Source organism: Ramlibacter algicola (assembly GCF_016641735.1).
In the GTDB taxonomy this organism is placed as follows: domain Bacteria; phylum Pseudomonadota; class Gammaproteobacteria; order Burkholderiales; family Burkholderiaceae_C; genus Ramlibacter; species Ramlibacter algicola.
The window spans coordinates 2,022,110-2,042,450 of the sequence record NZ_JAEDAO010000001.1; the positions used below are offsets into that span (position 1 = coordinate 2,022,110).

A 20,341-nucleotide genomic window follows, 5' to 3' on the forward strand; every position below is an offset into this window, starting at 1 on the left:
GGACCGCGCGGCCCGGCGCCCGCCAAGCACAGCACGATTGTTCGCTGAGGCCAGCGCGGCAAGCGCTGGCCGCGCAACGGAGAGACGGAGAATGAGGACCCGGCAGGCACCGCCTGATGCGCTCGCCGGCTCGCGCGAGCACTCCGATGCCAACACGAGCATGGATTCCGGCCTTCGCCGGAATGACAAAGTGCGAAGCGCTAGAACCGCCGGCTCAAGAACTTCGACCCCGCCATCCCGAACCGCCACGGCACGTCGACGGCCTTGCTGATGCCGATGCGCGGGCCGCTGACGACCTCGACGTCGGTCGTGCGCGCGAACACCTGGAACGGGGCGCGGTCGAGGCGGTGGCCGTTCATGGCGTGCGTGATGGCGAGCGCCTGGCCCAGTTTGCCCGGGCCGCTGCACAGGAGGCGCAGGTCGTGCAGGCCGCGACGCTGTTGCATCACGTCGAGGCCATGCGTGGGTTCCAGCGCGCGGATCAGCACGCCGGCGCCGTGGCCTTCCTCGCGGCAAACGAAGTTCAGGCACCAGTGGATGCCGTACGAGCGGTAGACGTACGCGCGGCCGGGCGGCCCGAACATGGCCTGGTTGCGCGGCGTGGGACCGGAGAAAGTGTGCGACGCGGGGTCCTCGCGGTCGTACGCCTCCGTCTCGACGATCACGCCGCCGACGCCGTCGACCAGCAGCGTGCAGCCGATCAGTGCGGGCGCGACCTCTTCGGAGCGGCCGGCGAAGTCGGTGGGCCGCAACGCCCTAGGCATCGACGGTCTCGTCGTCCTCGACCGTCTCGCCGAGGAAGCCGCCGCTCTGGTGCGCCCACAGCTTGGCGTACAGGCCGCCCTGCGCGAGCAGCGAGCGGTGGTCGCCCTGTTCGACGATGCGGCCTTCGTCCATCACCACCAGGCGGTCCATCGCGGCGATGGTGGACAGGCGGTGCGCGATGGCGATCACTGTCTTGCCCTGCATCAGTTCGTCGAGGCTGGCCTGGATGGCGGCTTCGACCTCGCTGTCCAGCGCGCTGGTGGCTTCGTCCAGCAGCAGGATCGGCGCGTCCTTGAGCATCACGCGCGCGATGGCGATGCGCTGGCGCTGGCCGCCCGACAGCTTCACGCCGCGTTCGCCGACGTGCGCGTCGTAGCCCGTGCGGCCCTTCGGGTCGGACAGGTTGGCGATGAATTCGTGCGCCTGCGCGCGGCGCGCGGCGGCGGCGATGTCCGCTTCGTTCGCACCGGGGCGGCCGTAGGTGATGTTGTCGCGCAGGGACCGGTGCAGCAGCGACGTGTCCTGCGTGACCATGCCGATGTGGCTGCGCAGGCTGTCCTGCGTGACGTGCGCGATGTCCTGCCCGTCGATGACGATGCGGCCGGACTCGATGTCGTGGAAGCGCAGCAGCAGGTTGACCAGCGTCGACTTGCCCGCGCCCGAGCGGCCCACCAGGCCGATCTTCTCGCCTGGCTTCACGCGCAGCTTGAAGTCGTCGATCACGGGCTTGGCGCCGCCGTACGAGAACGTGACGTGCTCGAAGGCCACCTCGCCGCGCGGCACGTCCAATGTATTCGCGTCGGGGCTGTCGACCACCGCGCGGGCTCGGCTCAGGGTGGCGATGCCGTCCTGCACGGTGCCAACGTGCTCGAACAGCGCGGCCATCTCCCACATGATCCAGTGCGACAGGCCGTTGACGCGCATCGCCATGGCGGTCACGGCGGCCACGGCGCCGGGGCCGACCTCGCCGCGCGTCCACAGCCACAGCGAGTAGCCCGTCGCCCCGAGCACCAGGCCGATGACGAGGGCGTGGTTGACGATCTCGAAGCTGGTGACCAGGCGCATCTGCTGGTCGCCGATGGACTTGAACTCCTGCATCGCCTGCCGGGCGAAGCGGGCCTCGCGGTTCGTGTGCGAGAACAGCTTGACGGTGGAGATGTTGGTGTACGCGTCGGTGATGCGGCCGGTGAGCATCGCGCGCGCGTCGGCCTGCGCCTTGGACACCTTGCCCAGGCGCGGCACGAACCACCAGACCGAGACGCCATAGAACCCGAGCCAGGTGATGAAGGGCAGCATCAGCCGCGAATCGAAGCCGCCGGCCAGCAGCACCATCGTGACGAAGTACGCGCCCATGCCGATGATCACTTCGCTGCCGGTGAACAGCATCTCGCGCACGGCCAGCGCGGTCTGCATCACCTTGGTCGTGATGCGGCCGGCGAACTCGTCGGCGTAGAAGGCCATGCTCTGGCCCAGCATCAGGCGGTGGAAGTTCCAGCGCAGGCGCAGCGGGAAGTTGATCGCCAGGCCCTGGTGCTTCAGCGCGGACTGCAGCGCCACCACCACGATGCTGGACACCAGCACCACGCCGAGGATCGTGAGCGTCGTCCCATGGTCAGCCCACAGCGACTCGGGGCGTGACTTGCCGAGCCAGTCGACCACCTGGCCGAGCATCCAGAACAGCAGGGCTTCGAAGACGGAGACCGCGGCCGACAGCAGCGTCAATGCGGCCAGGTAACCACGAAGTCCGTCGGTGCACGTCCACACGAAGCGGAAGAACCCCTTGGGCGGGAGCTCCGGCTCGTGCTCGGGATAGGGGTGGAGGAGGGATTCGAAACGGCGGAACAAGCGCGGGATTCTAGGGAACAACTCCGTCGTTCCCGCGCAGGCGGGAACCCATCGCTTCAAGCAGGGCAGACATGGAAGCGGTGGGTCCCCGCCTCCGAGAGGACGACGAATTCGTACAGTGCAGGAACGCAGTTTACTGTATAAATCACCAGTACCGCCGCGCTGTCCCCACCCATCCCTCCACCTCCATGCAGTCCGCTGCAGACCTTCGCATCCCCCACGTCTGGCGGGTCACCGACCTCGCCCGCGAGGAAGCGGTGCTGCCCAGCGGGCATGCGTCGCTCGACGCCCAGTTGCCGGGTGGTGGGTGGCCGCTGGGCAGCCTCATCGAGGTGCTGCAAGCGCGGCCTGAACTGCATGCCTGGCAGCTCGTCCTGCCGGCACTGGCAGCGCGGGTGAGCGACCACGCGGGACCGATGGTGCTGGTCGGCGCACCGTGCGAGCCGTTCACGCCATCGCTGGCGGCCCAGGGGTTGCCCGCCGAGCAGCTGTTGTGGATCCGGGCCGATGCACCAGCGGCCAGGCTGTGGTCGGCCGAGCAGGCCTTGCGCTGCGCCGAAGTGGCCGGCGTGCTCGCCTGGCTGCCGCAGTGCCGCGCGGCCGACCTGCGGCGGCTGCAACTCGCGGGACGGCAGCACGGCAAGTTGCTGTTCGCCTTTCGTCCTGCGTCCACCCAGGTGCAAGCCAGCCCCTCGCCGCTGCGGTTGCTGGTCGACGGCGTCGACGACCTGCAGGTGCGGGTCCTCAAGCGCAAGGGGCCACCCATGCAGGAATCGTTGCACCTGCACGCGCATCCCGCGCGCCTTCGCGCCTTGCTCGCGTCTCGCCGTCGCAGCATCCAACCCGTCCCGGCCGAAGAAAGGAGATCGCATGTTCTGGATCGCCTTGTCACCACCCCCTGATGCGGACCGGCAAGCCTGGACCTGGTGGTCGCTTCGCTTCACCCCGCGCGTGGCGCTGGTGGAGGAGGCGATCCTGCTGGAGATCTCGGGCAGCTTGCGGTTGTTCGGGGGGAAGCGGGCGCTGCTGAAGGCGCTGCTGTCCCGCGGCGAGTCCGTGTGGGCCGCCGCGAGCACGTCCCTCGTCGCCCTCGCTCTCCTGCGCTGCAAGCTCCGCGGCATCGATCCGCCGGCACGCCGTCCGGACGACCTGCCGCTGCACCTGCTCACCGCAGCCGGTCCGCACGTCGGCGTGCTCGAACGCACCGGCACCACCACATGGGGCGAGTTGCGGGCGCTGCCGCGCGGTGGCGTGTCGCGCCGCTTCGGTGCGGACCTCGTCGCTGCCCTCGATGCAGCCTGGGGTGAACGACCCGAGCAGTACCCCTGGTGCGTGCTGCCGGAGGACTTCGACCTCACGGCCGAACTCGTGCAGGTCGCCGAAAGCGCCCCGGCGCTGATGTTCGCTGCCGATCGCTTGCTGGAGCGCCTGCACCTCTGGCTGCAGGCCCGAAACCGGGGCCTGCTCGCGCTGGAACTGGAGTGGACGCTCGACCTGCGCCGCCTGAACGGCGTGCGCTTGCCACCGAAGGAACAGTTGCTAGTGCGCACCGCGCAACCCACGCAGGACATGGCGCATCTGCGCCGCCTGGTCAGCGAGCACCTGGATCGCGCGAAGCTGTCGGCGCCAGCGAACCACCTGCGCCTGCGATCGGTCGACACGGTGCCCTGGGGCGGAATGACCACCAGCCTGTTGCCGCAGGACCGCCTCGAAGGCGAGCGGCTGCATCAATTGGTCGAGCGCCTGTCCGTGCGGCTCGGGGAGGACAACGTCGTCGTGCCGGTGCCGCAGCAGGACCACCGTCCCGAGTGCAAGCAGGCCTGGGCCCCTGCGCGCAACACGCCAGTGGGTGGGAAGCCGTTGACGCAGGAGCCCGATGCGCTGTATCCCAGCTGGATGCTGCCGCAGCCGTTGCGCCTGAAGACGCAAGGCGAGACGCCGTGCTTCGGCGGTCCCCTGCGCCGCCTGGCACGGCTGTACCGGCTCGAAACTTCGTGGTGGGACACCGAAGGACCCACCCTGCGCGATTACTTCATCGCGCGCAGCCCGCAAGCGGGGCTGGTGTGGATCTACCGTGAGCGGCCGGCGCACCTGGCGCGCGAGCTCGCGGAGCATGGCGAATTCGCCTGGTACCTGCAGGGCCTGTATGCCTGAACAACCGTTCAAGCCCAAGCCGCTGCTGGACGAGCAGCGGCTGCCGCCGGTGCTGGGCGACGGCCCCGACCGCTTGCCCGGGTATGCGGAACTGCATTGCCTGTCCAACTTCAGCTTCCAGCGTGGCGCCTCGCATCCGCAGGAACTGGTGCGGCGTGCGTACGACCTCGGCTACGAGGCGCTGGCCATCACCGACGAATGCTCGGTGGCGGGCGTGGTGCGCGCCTGGTCGGGGCTGCGCGACTACAAGGCGTTCATCGATCGGCTCGAGTCCCATGAGCCCGGCATCCGGCGGCATCGCGACTTCCGGCTGCTGTATGGCGCGGAGTTCGAAGTCGGCGACATCCGGCTGGTTGCCATCGCACGCGACCTGGCGGGGTGGGGCGGCCTGTGCGAGTTCATCACCACCGCCCGCATGACGGCGCCCAAGGGCGAGTACCGCGTGTCCTGGTCGGGCAGCAACTGGTCGCAACTGCAAGGCTGCGAAGTGCTCGTGGTGCCGAAGCGCGCGCCTGGAGAGGACCTTCCGCTGCATGCGCTGTGCGAACGGCTGGTGCAACTGAGGGGTCTCTATCGAGAGCACCTGTGGCTGGGCGTGAACCTGCCGCACCTGGTCGACGACGACCTGTGGCTCGCGCGGCTGCAGGACGCCGGCGCTGCGACGGGGGTGCCCCTGGTCGCGACGGGCGACGTGCACATGCATGCGCGCTCGCGCAAGCCGCTGCAGGACGTGGTCACGGCCGTGCGCCTGGGCCAGCCGGTGCACGCCTGCGGGCTCGCCTTGCAGGGCAATGCCGAGAAGCACCTGCGCCAGCGCAAGCGGCTGGCCGACACCTATCCGGCACCGCTGCTCGCCAACACCCTGGAGGTGATGCGACGCTGCCGCTTCGAGCTGGAGGAGATCCGCTACGACTACCCGCTGGAGACGGTGCCGCCGGGCATGTCGCCCATCGAGGGGCTGCGGCATCTCACCTACCTCGGCGCCGAGCGTCGCTATCCGCAAGGCATTCCCGACCGCGTGCGCGAGCTGGTGGACAAGGAGCTGGTGCTGATCGAGCAGTGCCGCTACGAGATGTTCTTCCTCACCGTGCACGACATCGTGGAGTACGCGCGCTCGGTGGGCATCCTGTGCCAGGGGCGCGGGTCGGCCGCCAATTCGGCCGTCTGCTTCTGCCTGGGCATCACGGCGATGGACCCGATGCTGTCGCGCCCGCTGCTCGAGCGCTTCATCAGCGTCGACCGCCGCAACGAACCGCCCGACATCGACGTCGACTTCGAGCACGAGCGGCGCGAGGAGGTGATCCAGTACATCTACAACAAGTACGGGCGTGAGCGCTCGGCCATCGCTGCCGTGGTCATCAGCTACCGCACGCGCAGCGCGATCCGGGACGTCGGCAAGGCGCTGGGCGTGGACGAGAAGCTGGTCGACGCTTTCGCCAAGGACCACTACTGGTTCGACGACACCATCGCCGCCGAGAAGCTGCAGGCCATGGCCGCGCAATGCGGCGTGTCCTTGCCCGACCACCAGGCGCGCCTGTGGCTGGAGCTCACGGTGCAGCTGATGGGATTTCCTCGCCATCTGTCCCAGCACGTCGGCGGCTTCGTGCTCACGCAGACCAAGCTCACGCGTCTCGTGCCGGTGGAAAACGCCAGCATGAAGGACCGCTCGGTCATCCAGTGGGACAAGGACGACCTGGAGGACATGGGCCTGATGAAGGTGGACGTGCTGGCGCTGGGCATTCTCACCGCCATCCACCGCTGCCTGGACCTGATCTCGCTGCGGCGCGGCCAGCCATTCACCATCTACGACATCCCCAACGAGGACCCCGCCACCTACGAGATGGTGCGCAAGGCCGACACGGTGGGCGTGTTCCAGATCGAGAGCCGCGCGCAGATGTCGATGCTGCCGCGGCTGAAGCCCAGGGAGTTCTACGACCTGGTCGTCGAAGTCGCCATCGTGCGCCCGGGCCCCATCACCGGCGGCATGGTGCATCCCTACCTGAAGGCGCGGGCGCGGCGCGACAAGGGCGAGGAGATCGTCTACGAGCGCTCGAAGTACGACGGCGAGGAGCCGCGCCTGAAGAAGGCGCTGGAGCGCACGCTGGGGATCCCCATCTTCCAGGAGCAGGTGATGGAGATCTCGATGCTCGCCGCCGGCTTCTCCGCCACCGACGCGGACTCGCTGCGTCGCGCGATGGCGGCCTGGAAGAAGAAGGGCGGCGTCGACAAGTTCGAGGCCCGCCTCAAGGGCGGCATGCTCGCCAACGGCTACAGCGAGGAGTTCGCGCACCGCATCTTCGAGCAGGTGAAGGGCTTCGGCGACTACGGTTTCCCGGAGAGCCATGCGTACAGCTTCGCGCTGCTAGCGTATTCGAGCAGCTGGCTGAAGTGCCACGAGCCCGCGTGCTTCCTGGCCGCGATGCTCAACTCGCAGCCCATGGGCTTCTACGGCCCCTCGCAATTGATCCAGGACGCACAGCGGCATGGTGTGCAGGCCCTGCCGCCCGACGTGTCGTCGAGCGATTGGGACAGCTCTCTGGAAGGCGACATGGCGGCGCCGTCGGTGCGCCTGGGCCTGCGACTGGTCGGCGGCCTGAAGGAGGAAGCCGGCAAGCGCATTGCCGAAAGCCGCCGAAGCGGAGGGCCGTTCCGCGACACGGAGGACCTCGCATTGCGCGCCAGGCTGGACGTCGCGGATCTTGGCGCACTGGCTGCAGCCGATGCCTTGCAGTCGCTCGCGGGGCATCGCCGCCAGCAGGTGTGGGAAGCGGCGGCGCAGCGCCGCGCGCCCGAACTGCTGCAGGCCGCGCCGATCCTCGAACCCGGCATCGCGCTGCCCGAAGCGCCGGAAGGCGAGGAGATCGTGTTCGACTACGAATCGATGGGGCTCACCTTGCGCCGCCATCCGCTCGCATTGCTGCGATCGCGCCTGGCGAAGAAGCGCTTCCTGAATTCCGAGCAGCTCGCGAAGTTGCCGGGCGGCCGCCGCGTGTCCGCGTGCGGCATGGTCACCGTGCGCCAGCAACCCGCCACGGCCAACGGCACGATCTTCGTGACCCTCGAGGACGAAACCGGGCCGGTCAACGTCATCGTCTGGCGCAGCGTGCGCGAGGACCAGCGCGAACCGCTGATGCGCGCGCGCCTGCTGGCCGTGCACGGCACCTGGCAACGCGACAAGGACAGCGAGGACGGCCGCGTGTGCCACCTGGTCGCCGAGCGGCTGGAGGACCTCACGCCCATGCTCGGCCGCCTGGGCCGCGACAACCGCAGCCGCGATTTCCACTGATCATTGTCATTCCGGCGAAACCCGGAATCCAGGCCAGCTGGGCCACCTGTCGCCGCCGTCCTACCCCGCTGTCGCGCCTCCTTCGCGAGCATCCCTTGCAACCGTCGAGGACTCCCCATGTTGGAACACCTTCCCGAAGCCCTGGGCCATGCGCTGCGCGACCGCCGCGCCGGCCTCGACAAGCTGGTCTTCAACAAATGCGGGTTGCGCGCCGGGCTGGGCACGGTCACCGTCACCAGCCTCGCGTTCGCCGACCATGCGCCGATCCCGGAGCGGTACACGGCGGATGGCGAAGGCGTCTCCCCGCCGCTCGAGTGGCACGGCATCCCGGAAGGGGCCGCCAGCCTGGCGCTCGTCGTCGAGGACGCCGACGCGCCGACGTCGGACCCGCTCGTGCATGCGATCGTGGTCGACATCCCGCCGCATGAAGGCTCGCTGCACGAAGGCGCGCTCTCCAGCCCCGGCCACGACGGCGAGCGCGTGCATGCGGGCCGCAACAGCTACCTGCGTGCGGGCTGGATCCCGCCCGATCCTCCGCGCGGCCACGGACTGCATCGCTACGCGTTCCAGGTCTTCGCGCTGCGTGCTGGCGCGAAGTTCAAGGGCACGCCCCGCCGCGATCACGTGCTGGCCGCCATCCAGGAGCACGGCATCGCCGGCGGCCTGCTGGTGGGCACCTACGAGCGTCCGGACGGCAGCATCAAGTCGTCGTCGGCCCAGCGCAGCCTGGCCGTCGACAACGCCGAGCCGTCGCCGGACTGACGGATGGGCAGTCGCCGGTGCATTCCGGCCTGCTCGTGTGCAATCGACTGCTGCTGAGGAGCCCCCTGCAGTGACGAGGTGTGTCACTGCCCGGCCGCGTTTCGCCTCGGCATGGTGTGGTGTAGGCGGTGCATTTGCTGACACTCGGTCACCCAACGTGTCCGGTCGTGCAGCAACGATGCAACGCATGTTCCACCCAGCAACGCCGGCCCGTGTGCCGGATGCCAAGGAGAGCCACTCCCGCGGCCGCAACGCCGTGTGGATGCTGGCCCTGCTGGCCTGCGTCGCCTTCTGGGCGGTGATCGGCTACCTGATCGCCTACTGAGCGCCGTCGCGCCCGGGCGCGCGGCGCAGCACCGCGGCGACGATGCGATCGCAGCGTTCGCCGTCGAAGCCGAACACGTCACGTTCCGCCAGGTCCACTTCCTTCGCGAGCGCCTCGCGCAGCAGGGCCCGGGCGCGGAAGTGCCGCGTGCGAACGGTCGCTTCCGGGATGCCGAGGCTGGCCGCAGTTTCTTCGACGGAGAGTTCCTCGACCGCGCGCAGCACGAACACCGTGCGGAAGTCCTGCGGCAGCTGGTCGATCTTGCCTTCGAGCAGCTTGCGCATCTCGGCGCGCTGCAAGGCGCGGTCGGGCGTGTCCTCGTCGAGGCGCGAGTGCTCGTCCTGCATGGCGGGAATCTCCTCGTCGCCCAGGGCGTCGGCCGCCACGATCGGCACGATGTTGTCGCGGCGGGCCTGCCGCCGCAGGCGTGACATGCACTCGTTGACGACGATGCGCGACAGCCAGGTGGCCAGCGCCGCGTCGCCGCGGAACTGCTCCAGCGAGCGGAAAGCCGCCAGGTAGGCCTCCTGCAGCGCGTCCTCGGCGTCGGCCGCGTCGCGCAGCAGGGACCGCGCGACGCGGTAAAGGCGCCGGTTGTGCAGCCGCATGAGGGCCTCGAACGCGCGCGGGTCGCGCGCGCGCAGGCCTTCCGGCAGAGCGACGGGGGAGGGCAGGGCGCTCATTTCACGGTCAGCTGGGCCTTCATGCCCGGATGGTAGGTGCAGACGTATGGGAAGTCGCCCGCCTTGGTGGCCGTCCACGTCCACTTCGCGCCATTGGCGATCTGGCCGGAGTCGAACACGCCCTTCGCCGTGGCGGTGTGGGGCACCACGTCCTTGTTCACCCACGTCACCTTGTCGCCGCGCTGCACGACAAGGCTGGCGGGCTGGATCTTCATGCCCTCCATGGTGAGGGTGTGCTCGGCGGCCGCCGCGGCCAGGGGCGCGGCGACGGCCAGCACGCACGCGGCGCGCAGCAGCATCACGACTTGCCCACTTCTTGCTGCAGGTGCTTGGCGTGCTCCAGGTGCTGCACGAGCGCCGGGCGCACCTTCTCGATCAGCGCCTTCAGCTCGGCGTTCTTGGCCGACGGCAGCAGCGTCTTGTCGACCGCGTCGATCACCGCCTGGTGGTACGTGACTTCGTTGTCCACGTAGGCCTTGTCGAAGGCCTTTCCCTTGAGCTTCTTCAGCTTGGCGACGTTGTCGTCGCCGCCCTTCTTGAGGCTGGCGCTGGTGTCGTTCGCTTCCGGCTTGACGTTCAGCTTCCTGGCCAGGTCGGTGGCCTGCTTGTTGACGGCGGTGTGGTCCGTGACCATCTGCTTGCCGAAGTCCTTGACGGCCTTGGTGGAGCCCTGCTTCTCGGCCAGCTTGCCGGCGTCGATGTCGACCTGGTTGGCCGTGACCACGATGTGGGCGATCTGGGCGTCGTTCGGGCCCTGCTGGGCGAAGGCGCCGAGGGACACGGCCGCGAGGCAGGCGGCGATGAAGTGGGAAGTGCGCATCTGGGGATCTCCTTTGGTTGGATGGCACGGGCACAGACGCCGCCAGGTGCGTCCGCGTTCCCAGCCCATCCATAATCGGCCCGGCATGGCGCTCATCGAACTCCTGCTGGTGTTGCTGCTCAGCTGCGTGGCGCTGGGCTGGGTGGCCCGCCACTTCAAGTTCCCGTACCCGATCGCACTGGTCGCCGGCGGCGCCGCGCTGGGCCTGGTACCCAACCTGCCGCCGTCCACCTTCGATCCGCAGCTGATCCTGGTCGCGGTGCTGCCGCCCATCCTGTACCAGGCTGCGCTGCTCACGTCGTGGACCGACTTCAAGGCCAACCTGCGCGCGATCGGGCTGCTGGCGATCGGCCTGGTGGCGGCGACGACGCTGGCCGTCGGTGTCGCGCTGAAGGTGATGGTGCCGGACGTGCCGTGGTCCGTCGCCTTCGTGCTCGGCGCCATCGTGTCGCCGCCCGATGCCGTCGCGGCCACCGCGATCCTGTCGCGCCTGAACATGCCGCGGCGCATCGTCACCATCCTCGAGGGCGAGAGCCTGGTCAACGACGCGTCGGGCCTGGTCCTCTACAAGTTCGGCGTCGCCGCGGTGCTGACCGGCACCTTCTCGCTGGTCCAGGCCGCCGGCCAGTTCGCGCTGGTGGCCGGCGGCGGTGTCGTGGTGGGCGTCGTGCTGGCGTTCGCGTACATCGCGGTGCACCGGCGCCTGGGCGACCCGTTCATCGAGGTGCTCACGGTGCTGACGATCCCGTATGCGGCCTACCTCGCGGCGGAAGCCGTGCACACGTCGGGCGTGCTGGCGGTCGTGGCCGCGGGGCTGGTGCGGGGGCGCTACTCGCCGGAGATCGTCTCGGCCGAGATGCGCATCATGGCGCGCTCGGTGTGGAACCTGCTCGTGTTCCTGCTGAACAGCCTGGTGTTCATCCTGATCGGGCTGCAGCTGCCGCAGGTGGTGAACGCGCTGCGCAACTATCCGCCGGGGGACCTGGCGGCGATCACGGCCGTCGTCACCACGGTGGCCATCGGCGTGCGCTTCGCCTGGGTGCTGCCCACCGCGTGGCTGCCGCACTGGATCGGCCGGCTGCTGCGCAAGCCGCAGCCGCGCCCGGACAACGCGCAGCTCGCGATCATCGGGTGGTGCGGCATGCGGGGCATCGTGTCGCTCGCGGCGGTGCTGGCGTTGCCGCTCGCGCTGCCGGATGGCCGCGCGTTCCCGCACCGCGACCTGCTGATCTTCCTGACCTTCGTCGTGATCGTCGTCACGCTGGTGGGGCAGGGCCTGACGCTCGCGCCGCTGATTCGCCGGCTGAGCGTCGGTTCCAGTTGGAGCCTGCACGACGAGCAGGTGCGCATCCGTGCGTGCATGAGCGGCGCCGCCCTGGCGGCGATCGACCGCGAGGTGGGCGAGCACGGCATCCCGCCGCACTGGGCCGACGGGCTGAAGAAGGAGATCGCCGACCGCATCGCAGTGGTGGCATCGGAGGACGAGGAGCTCACGCCGCGCCTCGACACCGTGAACCGCCTGCGACAGGCCGCCATCGCGGCCGAGCGCGGCGAGCTCATTCGCCTGTGGCGCGCCAACGAGATCGGGGACGAGCTGATGCACCACCTGATGGAGATGCTCGACTACGACCAGGCGCGATTGCCGCGCGCACGTCCCGCTGCCGCCGACGAGGCCGGGGAGCGCGTGGCAACGGCCGACTGACGGCCGGGGTCAGAGCACGGGCGCGAGGATCGCGCTGAACCCCTCGCGCAACCTCTCGCGCGCCGGCCGTCGCCGCCATCCCTCCAGGGTGATGCGCTCGCACTTGCGCAGGTCCGCCTCGAACACTTCCGTCATCCGCTGCGCGAACGCGGCGTCGTAGACGTTCAGGTTGGCTTCGTCGTTCAGGTGGAACGAGCGCGGGTCGAAGTTGGTCGACCCCACCGACGCGAGAAGCCCGTCGACCAGCAGCATCTTGCAATGGAACATGGTGGGCTGGTACTCGTAAAGCTCCACGCCGGCCTCGAGCAACGGCCCCCACAGTCCACGCGACGCGTGGCGCACGGTGTCCTGGTCCGTGTGCCGCCCGGGTGTGATCACGCGCACGCGCACGCCGCGCTGCGCCGCCGACACCAGCGCGGCCAGCGCGACACGATCGGGCACGAAGTACGCGCTGGCGATGTCGATGCTGCGCACGGACGCGGCGATCGCCAGCATCGTCATCATGAGCATGCTCTCGCTGCCGCCGCTGGGCGAGCTCGCGAACATCTGTGCCGGCTGGTCGCCGGCGGGCTCGAGCGCGGGGAAGTAGTCCTGGCCGTGCAGCACGCGGCCGGTGGTCTTGCTCCAGTTGGAGAGCATCACGCTCTGCATCTGCGCCACCACGGGGCCTTCGACGCGGAAGTGCGAATCGCGCCAGTGCTCGGGGTCCTGGGCATGGCCGCACCACTGCGGCGCGATGCCGACGCCGCCGGTGAACCCGATGCAGCCGTCGACGATCAGCAGCTTGCGGTGCGTCCGGTTGTTCATGCGGCCCAGGTGGTACCAGCGCAGGGGATGGAACATCCGCACCTCGACGCCGGCCTCGCGCATGCGATGCACCAGGTCGACGTCCACCTTGATGCTTCCGACCCAGTCCAGCAGCACGTGCACGCGGACGCCGGCGCGGGCGCGTTCGGACAGCGCCTCCGCGAACGCCTTGCCGATGTCGCCGGACCAGTAGATGAACGTCTCGAAGAGCACCGTCTTGCGGGCGCCGCGGATGGCCTCCAGCATCGCCGGGAAGATCTCGTCCCCATTGATGAGGGGCGTGACCTTGTTGCCCGGGACGATCGCGGGACCCATCAACATGCCCATCGCGCGCATGAACTGCGCGTCGTGCAGCGGGTACAGGTGCTGCACCTCGTGGGCGACGCGCCGCTCGCCGGCGGAAAGATTCACGACCAGCAGGGCGGCCAGGGCCGCGAGGATGATGCACACCGCAATCAGCACCCTCGCAGCTTGGCAGAGCGCCGCACGGATGAGCGTCAGAACGGTGCGCGAAACGGCGGGCGCCGGCGCCGACGCGTGCGGGGGAACTGCTCTTGACGCGCTCCCACGGCGGCTGGCACAACGCGCACGCGACCGGTCATTTCGCACTGCCGTCGCGCTCGTAGAAAGGTGAACATGCCCGCCCCCAGAAGAACCTGGAGACTCGCCAGCCCGGTGCTGGCCGCGTTGCTTGCCGCTTCGGTGCAAGCGCAGACCGCGGCACAGACGCCCGCACCCGCCGTCGCGCCGGCACCAGCCCCCGCGACCGCACCGGCCCCCGCACCTGCGGCCGCGCCGTCGTGGCAACAAGGCCGATCCGCCACCGACGACAAGTCGTCGCTGCACCCGATCGCGCCGATCCTCACCGGACGGCCGGCGAGCGAACTGCCGCTGGACAAGCTGAAGGTGCCGGCGGGATTCAAGGTCGAAGTGTGGGCCGAAGGCATCCCCGAAGCGCGCTCGCTGGCGCTGGGTGACAAGGGGACGGTGTTCGTCAGCAACCGCAACCTCACGAACGTCTACGCGGTCACCGACCGCGGCGGCACGCGCGAGGTGAAGAAGATCCTGTCGGGACTGAAGTCGCCCAACGGCATCGCGTTCAGCAAGGGCACGCTGTACGTGGCGGAGCGCCACCGCATCACCCGCTACGACGGCATCGAGGATCGCCTGGACAGCCCGCCGGAAGCCAAGGTGGTGATCGACAACCTCGATCCCACCAACCAGGCCGGCCACTTCTGGAAGTTCCTCGCGATGGGGCCGGACGGCAAGCTGTACTTCAACATCGGCGCGCCCGGCAACATCGTGATGCCCAGCTACATGCAGGCCACGATCAACCGCGTCGACCCGGCCACCGGCAAGATGGAACGCGTCGCCGAGGGCGTGCGCAACTCGGTCGGCTTCGACTGGCATCCGCGCACCAAGCAGCTGTGGTTCACCAACCATGCGCGCGACTGGGTGGGCGACGACCTGCCCCACGACACGCTGCACCGCGTGACGCGCGCCGGCATGAACTTCGGCTACCCGTTCTGCCACCAGGGCGACCTGCCGGATCCCGAGTTCGGCAAGGCCCGCTCCTGCGCCGAGTTCGACAAGCCGGCGCTCAACCTCGGTGCGCACGTCGCGCCGCTGGGCATGCGCTTCTACACGGGGTCGATGTTCCCGGCCGAGTACCGCGACTCCATGCTGGTCGCGCTGCACGGCTCGTGGAACCGCACGACCAAGCAGGGCTACAGCGTCGTGCGCGTCGTGTCGGACGCCAAGGGCGGCATGAAGCTGCAGCCCTTCCTCGAAGGCTTCCTGCAGGACGCCAAGGCCGACCCGCCCATGTGGGGCCGTCCGGTCGACGTGCTGCAACTGCGCGACGGCTCGGTGCTGGTCAGCGACGACTACAACGGGGTGATCTACCGCGTGAGCTATGCGAAGTAGGGCGCGCGCCTGGTGCGCGGTGCTGCTGGTGGCGGGGGGCGTGGGCGCGGCCCATGCCGCCGCGGATCCGCAACTGTGCTTCGCCTGCCACGGGCCGAACGGCAACTCGACCAATCCGGCGGTGCCGTCGCTCGCGGCGCAGCCGGCCCAGTTCATCGGCACGCAGCTGGTGATGTTCCGCGAGAAGCAGCGCCACGACCCGCAGATGTCTCCCATCGCGGCGCCGCTGTCGAACGCGGACATCAGCGCGCTGGGCAAGTTCTTCGCGGCGCAGGAACACGCGGCACCCAAGGCGAACCCGTCGCAGGACATGGCCGACGCAGGCCGCCGCGCCACGGAGAAATTCAATTGCGTGGCGTGCCATGGGCCGGCGCTGAAGGGCCAGCAGCACATCCCGCGGCTGGCCGGCCAGCAGGCCGAGTACCTGCGCGCGCAGTTGCGCGGCTTCAAGGCCGGCACGCGCTTCGACATGGACGGCAACATGACCGCGGCCGCGCAGCCGCTGTCCATGGCGGACATCGACGTGCTGGCGGAGTACCTGGCTTCGCTGCCCTAGGCGGGCAGGGGGGCGCGGGGCTAGGCGGCCTCGCCGCCCGGCGCCTTCTTGGGGGACATCAGCTCGATGACCAGCCGCGCCAGCTCGCTGGTCTCGGCGGGACGGGGCACGTACAGGTCGGCGCCCGCCGCCAGGCCGGCCTGGACGTCGGCTTCCTTGTCGAACAGCGAGGAGAAGAGCACCACCCGCTTGCCGGCGCCCTTGTCGGACCGGCGCACGCGGCGGCAGAACTCCAGGCCGGACATGCCCGGCAGGTGCACGTCCACCAGCATGGCCGACGCCTCCGTCCACAAGGGCATGGCGGCTTCGGCGTGGGCGGCGGAGGTCACTTTCATGCCGGCTTCGGAAAGCGCCCGGCAGAGGGCGTAGCGCGCGGCGGGGTTGTCTTCGATGACGAGGACGCGATTGGGCACGGGGTCGATCATACGCCTGAGTTCAATGCACGCAACGCCGCGGCGCGATGCGCACCACGGCTTGGCTCGGCGGTGGTACGTTCCCGACGTGCAGCCCTCCGTGGTCATCCTCGATAGTGCCGTCGACGCCGCGGTGTCGCTGGCGACGGCATTGTGTGAGCGCGGCGTTCCCGCGACCTTCGCCGCGACGGCGCGGGAAGCGACCGCGGCGGCCGCCATCGCCCATCCCACCGCGGTCCTGATCGACCTCACGGTGCAGGCCGCCCTCGACCAGTTGTGCGAGGAACTGCGCATGGTCGCGCCGGGCGCGCGGCTGATCGCGCTGTCCGACTGGAGCGACCCCGGCCACTTCGACAAGGCGATGGCCTGCGGCTTCGACCACTTCGTGATCAAGCCTGCAGCGATGGAAACAGTGCTGCAGGCCGTGCGAGGCTGAAAGGCCTACACCGGCGGCGGCGTCGCGGCCTTGGCGCGATTCAGCGCCCAGGCGCGAAGCGAATCGCGCAGGTCGAAATAGCTCACGGGTTTCTGGTGGTGTTCGTCGAACCCCGCCGCCTTCGAGCGGACGAGATCGTCGGGGGTGCTCAGCGCGGACACCGCGATCAGCAGCGTCGAGGGCGAGCGCGCCTTCAGTTCGCGCGCGACATCCCAGCCGTTGAGCAGCGGCATGTGGATGTCGAGGATGGCGACGTCGAACCGCTCGAGGATCGCGGCCGCGGCGGCACCGAGGCCGTCGTACTCGACGCGCACGCTGTGCCCGTCCTCGCGCAGGATCGTGCCGAGCATGTCGGCTGCTTCCCCGACGTCCTCGGCCACGAGCACGCGCAGGACGGGGACGTGGCGTGCTGCGGGTCCGTCTTCATGCATGCGTTGGTCATTATCCCCAGTGATTGCCCGGTCGCGCCAGTGCACTAATCCTCAGGCCGGTCCCATCTCATCATCACCCTGTCATCGGTCGCGATCCTGACTTGCGCACCACGCGCGGACGGGCAAAATCAGGAATGAGCATCGGACGGCGCGATCGCCGGTGTTCGACGCAGTGCTGCAGCGGCGTGACCTGGCCGGCGTCACTGGAGCGAGAGCCCGCGGGGCTCCGCTCTTCGACGCTGGCTCCGCACTTGCAGTGCTAAGCCTGAACTCGTCCCCGTCGAAGCCCCATCCCTTCGACGCTTGGGACCGGATGGTTGGTTGGAATGATCGAAGAATCTCGCCGCCTTGCGGACGACTGGAAACAGGCCGAGGAAGCGCAGAAGGAGGCCGAAGCCCTGCTGAAGGAGGCCTGGCACTCCTACTTCTCCAAGGACGGGCGCGCACCCAGTGCGGAACTCATCGCGGAAGTCACCCGCTTGCGCCGGATCGCAGAGCAGAAGCTGCAGGAGGCGATCGAGTGCGCGCAATCCGACGTGAAGGCCCTGGACCGGCGCTGACACAGCCGCCGCAGGCGGCTGGAGCGGGCGATGGGAATCGAACCCACGTCTTGAGCTTGGGAAGCTCAGGTCCTGCCATTGAACGACGCCCGCAGGGAAGGCGCGCAGTTTAACGCAGCGCATGCGACAAGCCGGGCGCGTGGCCCGGCTTGTCACGATCGCGCGTGCGATCAACCCTCGTTGCGGCCCCGCGGTGCCGACGGTGTCGCGTACAGGTCGTCCAGGTCCTGGCTCGCGCCCGTGCCGGGGCCCGTGCGCGGCCCGCCATCGGTGGGGTACTGCGGGCCGCCCGACGCGATGCCGCCGCCACCGCCGGTGTAGCCGCCGCCGGTGGAACCGCCACCCGTGTAGCCACCTCCGGTGGACCCGCCGCCGGCCGAGCCGCCACCCATGCCGCCGCCGATGTTGCTGCCCCCGTAGCCGCCGCCGGCCATGCCGGGCGCCGCGCCCGTGCCACCCTGGCCGCTGCCATAGCTGCCGCCGGAGCCGCCGGAGGTGCGCGCCGTCTGCATCGTGTCCTGCGCACGCTCGCGCATGTCCTCGGTGCGCTCGCGCGCCATGCGGCCGGCGGCCTCGCTGGCATGCGCCAGCTGCGGGCCCTTGTCCTGCGCCGCGTCGTACATCTGGCTCACGATCTTGCTGGCCGTCTCGCGGCCGCCGAGGCCGAAGGCCAGGCCCAGGCCGAGCGCGATGGCGCCGACGAAGGCCATGAACAGCGTGTTCACGAGCGTGGTCGCGATGCCGATCTGGTTCACCGCCACGACGATCGCGAATGCCCACACCATCACCGAGGCGAGCTTGGCCAGGAAGGCGGAATTGGTGATGCCGGCTTCGGCCGTCGCGCCGCGCACGAGGTTCGACAGCGCCCGTGCCGCCAGGCCGCCGATCACCAGCACCACGAGGGCCACCACCAGGTTGGGCATCCACAGCAGGAAGTCGCGCAGGACGTCCGACACTGCCGGCAGGCCCAGCGCGTCGAACGCCACCACGAGGCCGATCAGGCGGATGAACCACTTCGCCACCAGGCCCAGCATGCCGGCGGAATCCGTGCCCACGTTCATCTTGGCCACGAAATCACCGAAGCCGGAGCGGTCCGCGAGTTCGTCGAAGCGCACCTTGCGCAGCAGCGTCGCCAGCCCCTTTTCAACCAGCGACGACAACAGCCAGGCGACGACGAGGATGACGACGAACCCGATGATCTTCGGGATCGCGGACAGGAACATGGCCAACGCGGCAGCCAGCGACGTCATCATCGCGCTGCCCCAGTCGTTGATTGCTTGCATGGTGGGCACCCCGGAGGTGAAGTGGAGGAATCCACGCAATCTCGCCCTCGGTCGCTGGCGCCGAGGTCGGAGCAGGTCAGCGCGCGGTGTAGGAAGAAACGTCCAGCGCGACCGTGGCTGGGCCGCGCTGGCTCAGGTGCTGGAATGGCTGAGGCGGCTCGACGAAGGGTCGCATCCGTGCGCCACGCGCATCACTGGCCTGCAAACATTTCATGGGCGGATGTCCGCCTCGCGACGCGCCACGGCCCGGCTGGCCACCTAGACTGGCCCACCCTCGAGGAGAGTCCATGTCCCGCTGGTCCGCCCTGCGTCCCGTCCTGCCGCTGCTGATCGGCGCGTCGCTGCTGCTCAGCCTCGCCATGGGCCTGCGCCAGAGCCTGGGCATCTTCATGCCCAACCTCACGCGCGACATCCACATCCCGGTCGCGCAATTCACGCTCGCGGTGGCGGTGCAGAACCTCGCGTGGGGCGTGCTACAGCCCTTCGCCGGCGCGCTGGCGGTGCGCTGGGGCTACCGGCCGCTGATGATCGGCGGCTCCGTCATCTACCTCGCGGGGCTGCTGCTGCTCGCGTCCGCGCACGGCATCGTGCCCGTCGTCATCGGTGCCGGCATCGCGATCGGGCTTGCGATGGCATGCACCGGCCCCGCGCTGGCGATGGCCGTCGCCGCGCGCGCGGTGCCGCCCGCGGTCCGCAGCACGGTGCTCGGCATCGTCTCGGCAGCCGGTTCGCTCGGCGCCATGGTCGCCGCGCCGATCGGCCAGCTGCTGATGCAGGCGCAGGGCTGGCGCATCGGGCTGGTGGGCTTCGCGGTGATGGCGCTCGTGATGCTGCCGGCCGCCTGGTTCGCCAGCCGTGGCGATGCGGCGCCGCCTCCGCCGGCCGGCAGCACGGATGTCTCCGCCGGCGCCGCGCTGCGCGACGCGTTCGGCAGCGCGCCGTTCCTCGTGATGACGATGGCGTACTTCGTCTGCGGCATGCAGCTGGTGTTCCTCACCACGCACCTGCCCGCGTACCTGGAGATCTGCGGCATGGACCCGATGCTCAGCGCGCAGGCACTGGGCTGCATCGGTGCCTTCAACGTGCTGGGCAGCCTGTTCTTCGGCTGGGCCGGCGGCCGCTGGAACAAGCTGCTGCTGCTCGGCGGCATCTACTTCCTGCGGTCGCTGGCGCTGGCGTGGTACTTCATCTCACCCGCCACGCCCGCCGCGACGCTGGTGTTCGCATCGGTCATGGGCTTCCTGTGGCTGGGCGTCAGCCCGCTGGTGCAGGGCTGGGTGGTGGACCGCTTCGGCCTGAAGTGGCAGGCGATGCTGGGCGGCGTGGCGTTCGTGAGCCACCAGTTCGGCAGCTTCACCGGAGCTTTCGGTGGCGGGCTGCTGTTCGACGCCATGGGCAACTACACCACCGCCTGGCAAGCCGGCGTGGCGCTGGGCCTCGCGGCGGGGATCGTGCAGATGGTGTTCGCCCTGACGCCCGCTGCCCGACCGCCGGCGGCCGCTGCTGCGGCCTGAATGCGGCCGCTCGCGCGGCCTGGCACTTTCTCAACGCAGAGGGAAGACAGAGGACGCAGAGGACGCAGAAAGA

The 20,341-nt window shown here is 69.5% G+C and carries 20 protein-coding genes and 1 tRNA gene; 11 read left to right on the forward strand and 10 right to left on the reverse strand.

Annotated features, from left to right (window positions below):
- Positions 1-200: 200 nt before the first annotated feature.
- Positions 201-764: a DNA-3-methyladenine glycosylase gene (locus tag I8E28_RS09875; protein ID WP_200787809.1), complete on the reverse strand. Its 564-nt coding sequence runs from the start codon at positions 762-764 to the stop codon at positions 201-203.
- A complete protein-coding gene (locus I8E28_RS09880) occupies positions 757-2,610 on the reverse strand; it encodes an ABC transporter ATP-binding protein (RefSeq protein ID WP_200787810.1) in 1,854 nt (617 codons plus the stop codon). The genes I8E28_RS09875 and I8E28_RS09880 overlap by 8 nt, the downstream gene beginning before the upstream one ends.
- Positions 2,611-2,798: 188 nt before the next feature.
- Here I8E28_RS09880 and imuA point away from each other — a divergent pair, with 188 nt between their 5' ends.
- From imuA to I8E28_RS09905, 5 genes are all read left to right on the forward strand, one after another.
- On the forward strand, positions 2,799-3,512 hold the full coding sequence (gene imuA / locus I8E28_RS09885) for a translesion DNA synthesis-associated protein ImuA (protein ID WP_200787811.1): 714 nt from the start codon (positions 2,799-2,801) through the stop codon (positions 3,510-3,512).
- Positions 3,481-4,764 carry a Y-family DNA polymerase gene (locus I8E28_RS09890; protein ID WP_200787812.1) on the forward strand — a complete coding sequence of 428 codons (1,284 nt, stop codon included), beginning with the start codon at positions 3,481-3,483 and terminating at the stop codon, positions 4,762-4,764. The genes imuA and I8E28_RS09890 overlap by 32 nt, the downstream gene beginning before the upstream one ends.
- Positions 4,757-8,050 (forward strand): error-prone DNA polymerase, encoded by a 3,294-nt coding sequence (locus I8E28_RS09895; RefSeq protein WP_200787813.1) that lies wholly within the window; start codon positions 4,757-4,759, stop codon positions 8,048-8,050. Before I8E28_RS09890 ends, I8E28_RS09895 begins: the two co-directional genes overlap by 8 nt.
- A gap of 117 nt (positions 8,051-8,167) precedes the next feature.
- A complete protein-coding gene (locus tag I8E28_RS09900) occupies positions 8,168-8,812 on the forward strand; it encodes a YbhB/YbcL family Raf kinase inhibitor-like protein (protein WP_200787814.1) in 645 nt (214 codons plus the stop codon).
- Between the two features lie 187 nt (positions 8,813-8,999).
- A complete protein-coding gene (locus tag I8E28_RS09905; protein ID WP_200787815.1) occupies positions 9,000-9,137 on the forward strand; it encodes a hypothetical protein in 138 nt (45 codons plus the stop codon).
- Here I8E28_RS09905 and I8E28_RS09910 read toward each other — a convergent pair.
- Genes I8E28_RS09910 through I8E28_RS09920 form a run of 3 tightly spaced genes read right to left on the reverse strand, consistent with a single transcriptional unit; the run spans position 9,131 to position 10,640 of the window.
- Positions 9,131-9,820 carry an RNA polymerase sigma factor gene (locus tag I8E28_RS09910; protein WP_200787816.1) on the reverse strand — a complete coding sequence of 230 codons (690 nt, stop codon included), beginning with the start codon at positions 9,818-9,820 and terminating at the stop codon, positions 9,131-9,133. The genes I8E28_RS09905 and I8E28_RS09910 overlap by 7 nt on opposite strands.
- Complete coding sequence (locus I8E28_RS09915; protein ID WP_200787817.1) at positions 9,817-10,119, reverse strand: cupredoxin domain-containing protein; 303 nt, start codon at positions 10,117-10,119, stop codon at positions 9,817-9,819. The genes I8E28_RS09910 and I8E28_RS09915 overlap by 4 nt, the downstream gene beginning before the upstream one ends.
- Positions 10,119-10,640 (reverse strand): DUF4142 domain-containing protein, encoded by a 522-nt coding sequence (locus tag I8E28_RS09920; RefSeq protein ID WP_200787818.1) that lies wholly within the window; start codon positions 10,638-10,640, stop codon positions 10,119-10,121. The genes I8E28_RS09915 and I8E28_RS09920 overlap by 1 nt, the downstream gene beginning before the upstream one ends.
- 85 nt (positions 10,641-10,725) lie before the next feature.
- Between I8E28_RS09920 and I8E28_RS09925 the strand changes: the two genes are divergently transcribed.
- A complete protein-coding gene (locus I8E28_RS09925) occupies positions 10,726-12,342 on the forward strand; it encodes a Na+/H+ antiporter (RefSeq protein WP_200787819.1) in 1,617 nt (538 codons plus the stop codon).
- 9 nt (positions 12,343-12,351) lie between these two features.
- On the opposite strand, the gene cls is transcribed toward I8E28_RS09925, so the two are convergent.
- Complete coding sequence (gene cls / locus I8E28_RS09930; RefSeq protein ID WP_200787820.1) at positions 12,352-13,611, reverse strand: cardiolipin synthase; 1,260 nt, start codon at positions 13,609-13,611, stop codon at positions 12,352-12,354.
- 174 nt (positions 13,612-13,785) lie between these two features.
- Here cls and I8E28_RS09935 point away from each other — a divergent pair, with 174 nt between their 5' ends.
- Together I8E28_RS09935 and I8E28_RS09940 are read left to right on the forward strand one after the other, a co-directional pair.
- Positions 13,786-15,075: a PQQ-dependent sugar dehydrogenase gene (locus tag I8E28_RS09935; RefSeq protein WP_200787822.1), complete on the forward strand. Its 1,290-nt coding sequence runs from the start codon at positions 13,786-13,788 to the stop codon at positions 15,073-15,075.
- On the forward strand, positions 15,065-15,631 hold the full coding sequence (locus tag I8E28_RS09940; RefSeq protein ID WP_200787824.1) for a c-type cytochrome: 567 nt from the start codon (positions 15,065-15,067) through the stop codon (positions 15,629-15,631). The genes I8E28_RS09935 and I8E28_RS09940 overlap by 11 nt, the downstream gene beginning before the upstream one ends.
- Before the next feature lie 20 nt (positions 15,632-15,651).
- On the opposite strand, the gene I8E28_RS09945 is transcribed toward I8E28_RS09940, so the two are convergent.
- On the reverse strand, positions 15,652-16,044 hold the full coding sequence (locus I8E28_RS09945; RefSeq protein WP_200787825.1) for a response regulator: 393 nt from the start codon (positions 16,042-16,044) through the stop codon (positions 15,652-15,654).
- Between the two features lie 88 nt (positions 16,045-16,132).
- Between I8E28_RS09945 and I8E28_RS09950 the strand changes: the two genes are divergently transcribed.
- Positions 16,133-16,480 (forward strand): response regulator transcription factor, encoded by a 348-nt coding sequence (locus I8E28_RS09950; protein ID WP_200787827.1) that lies wholly within the window; start codon positions 16,133-16,135, stop codon positions 16,478-16,480.
- 5 nt (positions 16,481-16,485) lie between these two features.
- Here the strand turns inward: I8E28_RS09950 and I8E28_RS09955 are convergent, their stop codons facing one another.
- On the reverse strand, positions 16,486-16,911 hold the full coding sequence (locus I8E28_RS09955; RefSeq protein WP_200787829.1) for a response regulator: 426 nt from the start codon (positions 16,909-16,911) through the stop codon (positions 16,486-16,488).
- Between the two features lie 326 nt (positions 16,912-17,237).
- Here I8E28_RS09955 and I8E28_RS09960 point away from each other — a divergent pair, with 326 nt between their 5' ends.
- Positions 17,238-17,471 (forward strand): hypothetical protein, encoded by a 234-nt coding sequence (locus I8E28_RS09960; RefSeq protein WP_200787831.1) that lies wholly within the window; start codon positions 17,238-17,240, stop codon positions 17,469-17,471.
- A gap of 19 nt (positions 17,472-17,490) precedes the next feature.
- On the opposite strand, the gene I8E28_RS09965 is transcribed toward I8E28_RS09960, so the two are convergent.
- Positions 17,491-17,564 (reverse strand) — tRNA-Gly (locus tag I8E28_RS09965).
- A gap of 77 nt (positions 17,565-17,641) precedes the next feature.
- On the reverse strand, positions 17,642-18,754 hold the full coding sequence (locus I8E28_RS20860; protein WP_200787833.1) for a mechanosensitive ion channel family protein: 1,113 nt from the start codon (positions 18,752-18,754) through the stop codon (positions 17,642-17,644).
- 287 nt (positions 18,755-19,041) lie between these two features.
- Here I8E28_RS20860 and I8E28_RS09975 point away from each other — a divergent pair, with 287 nt between their 5' ends.
- On the forward strand, positions 19,042-20,268 hold the full coding sequence (locus I8E28_RS09975) for an MFS transporter (protein WP_200787835.1): 1,227 nt from the start codon (positions 19,042-19,044) through the stop codon (positions 20,266-20,268).
- The last annotated feature ends 73 nt before the right edge of the window (positions 20,269-20,341 follow it).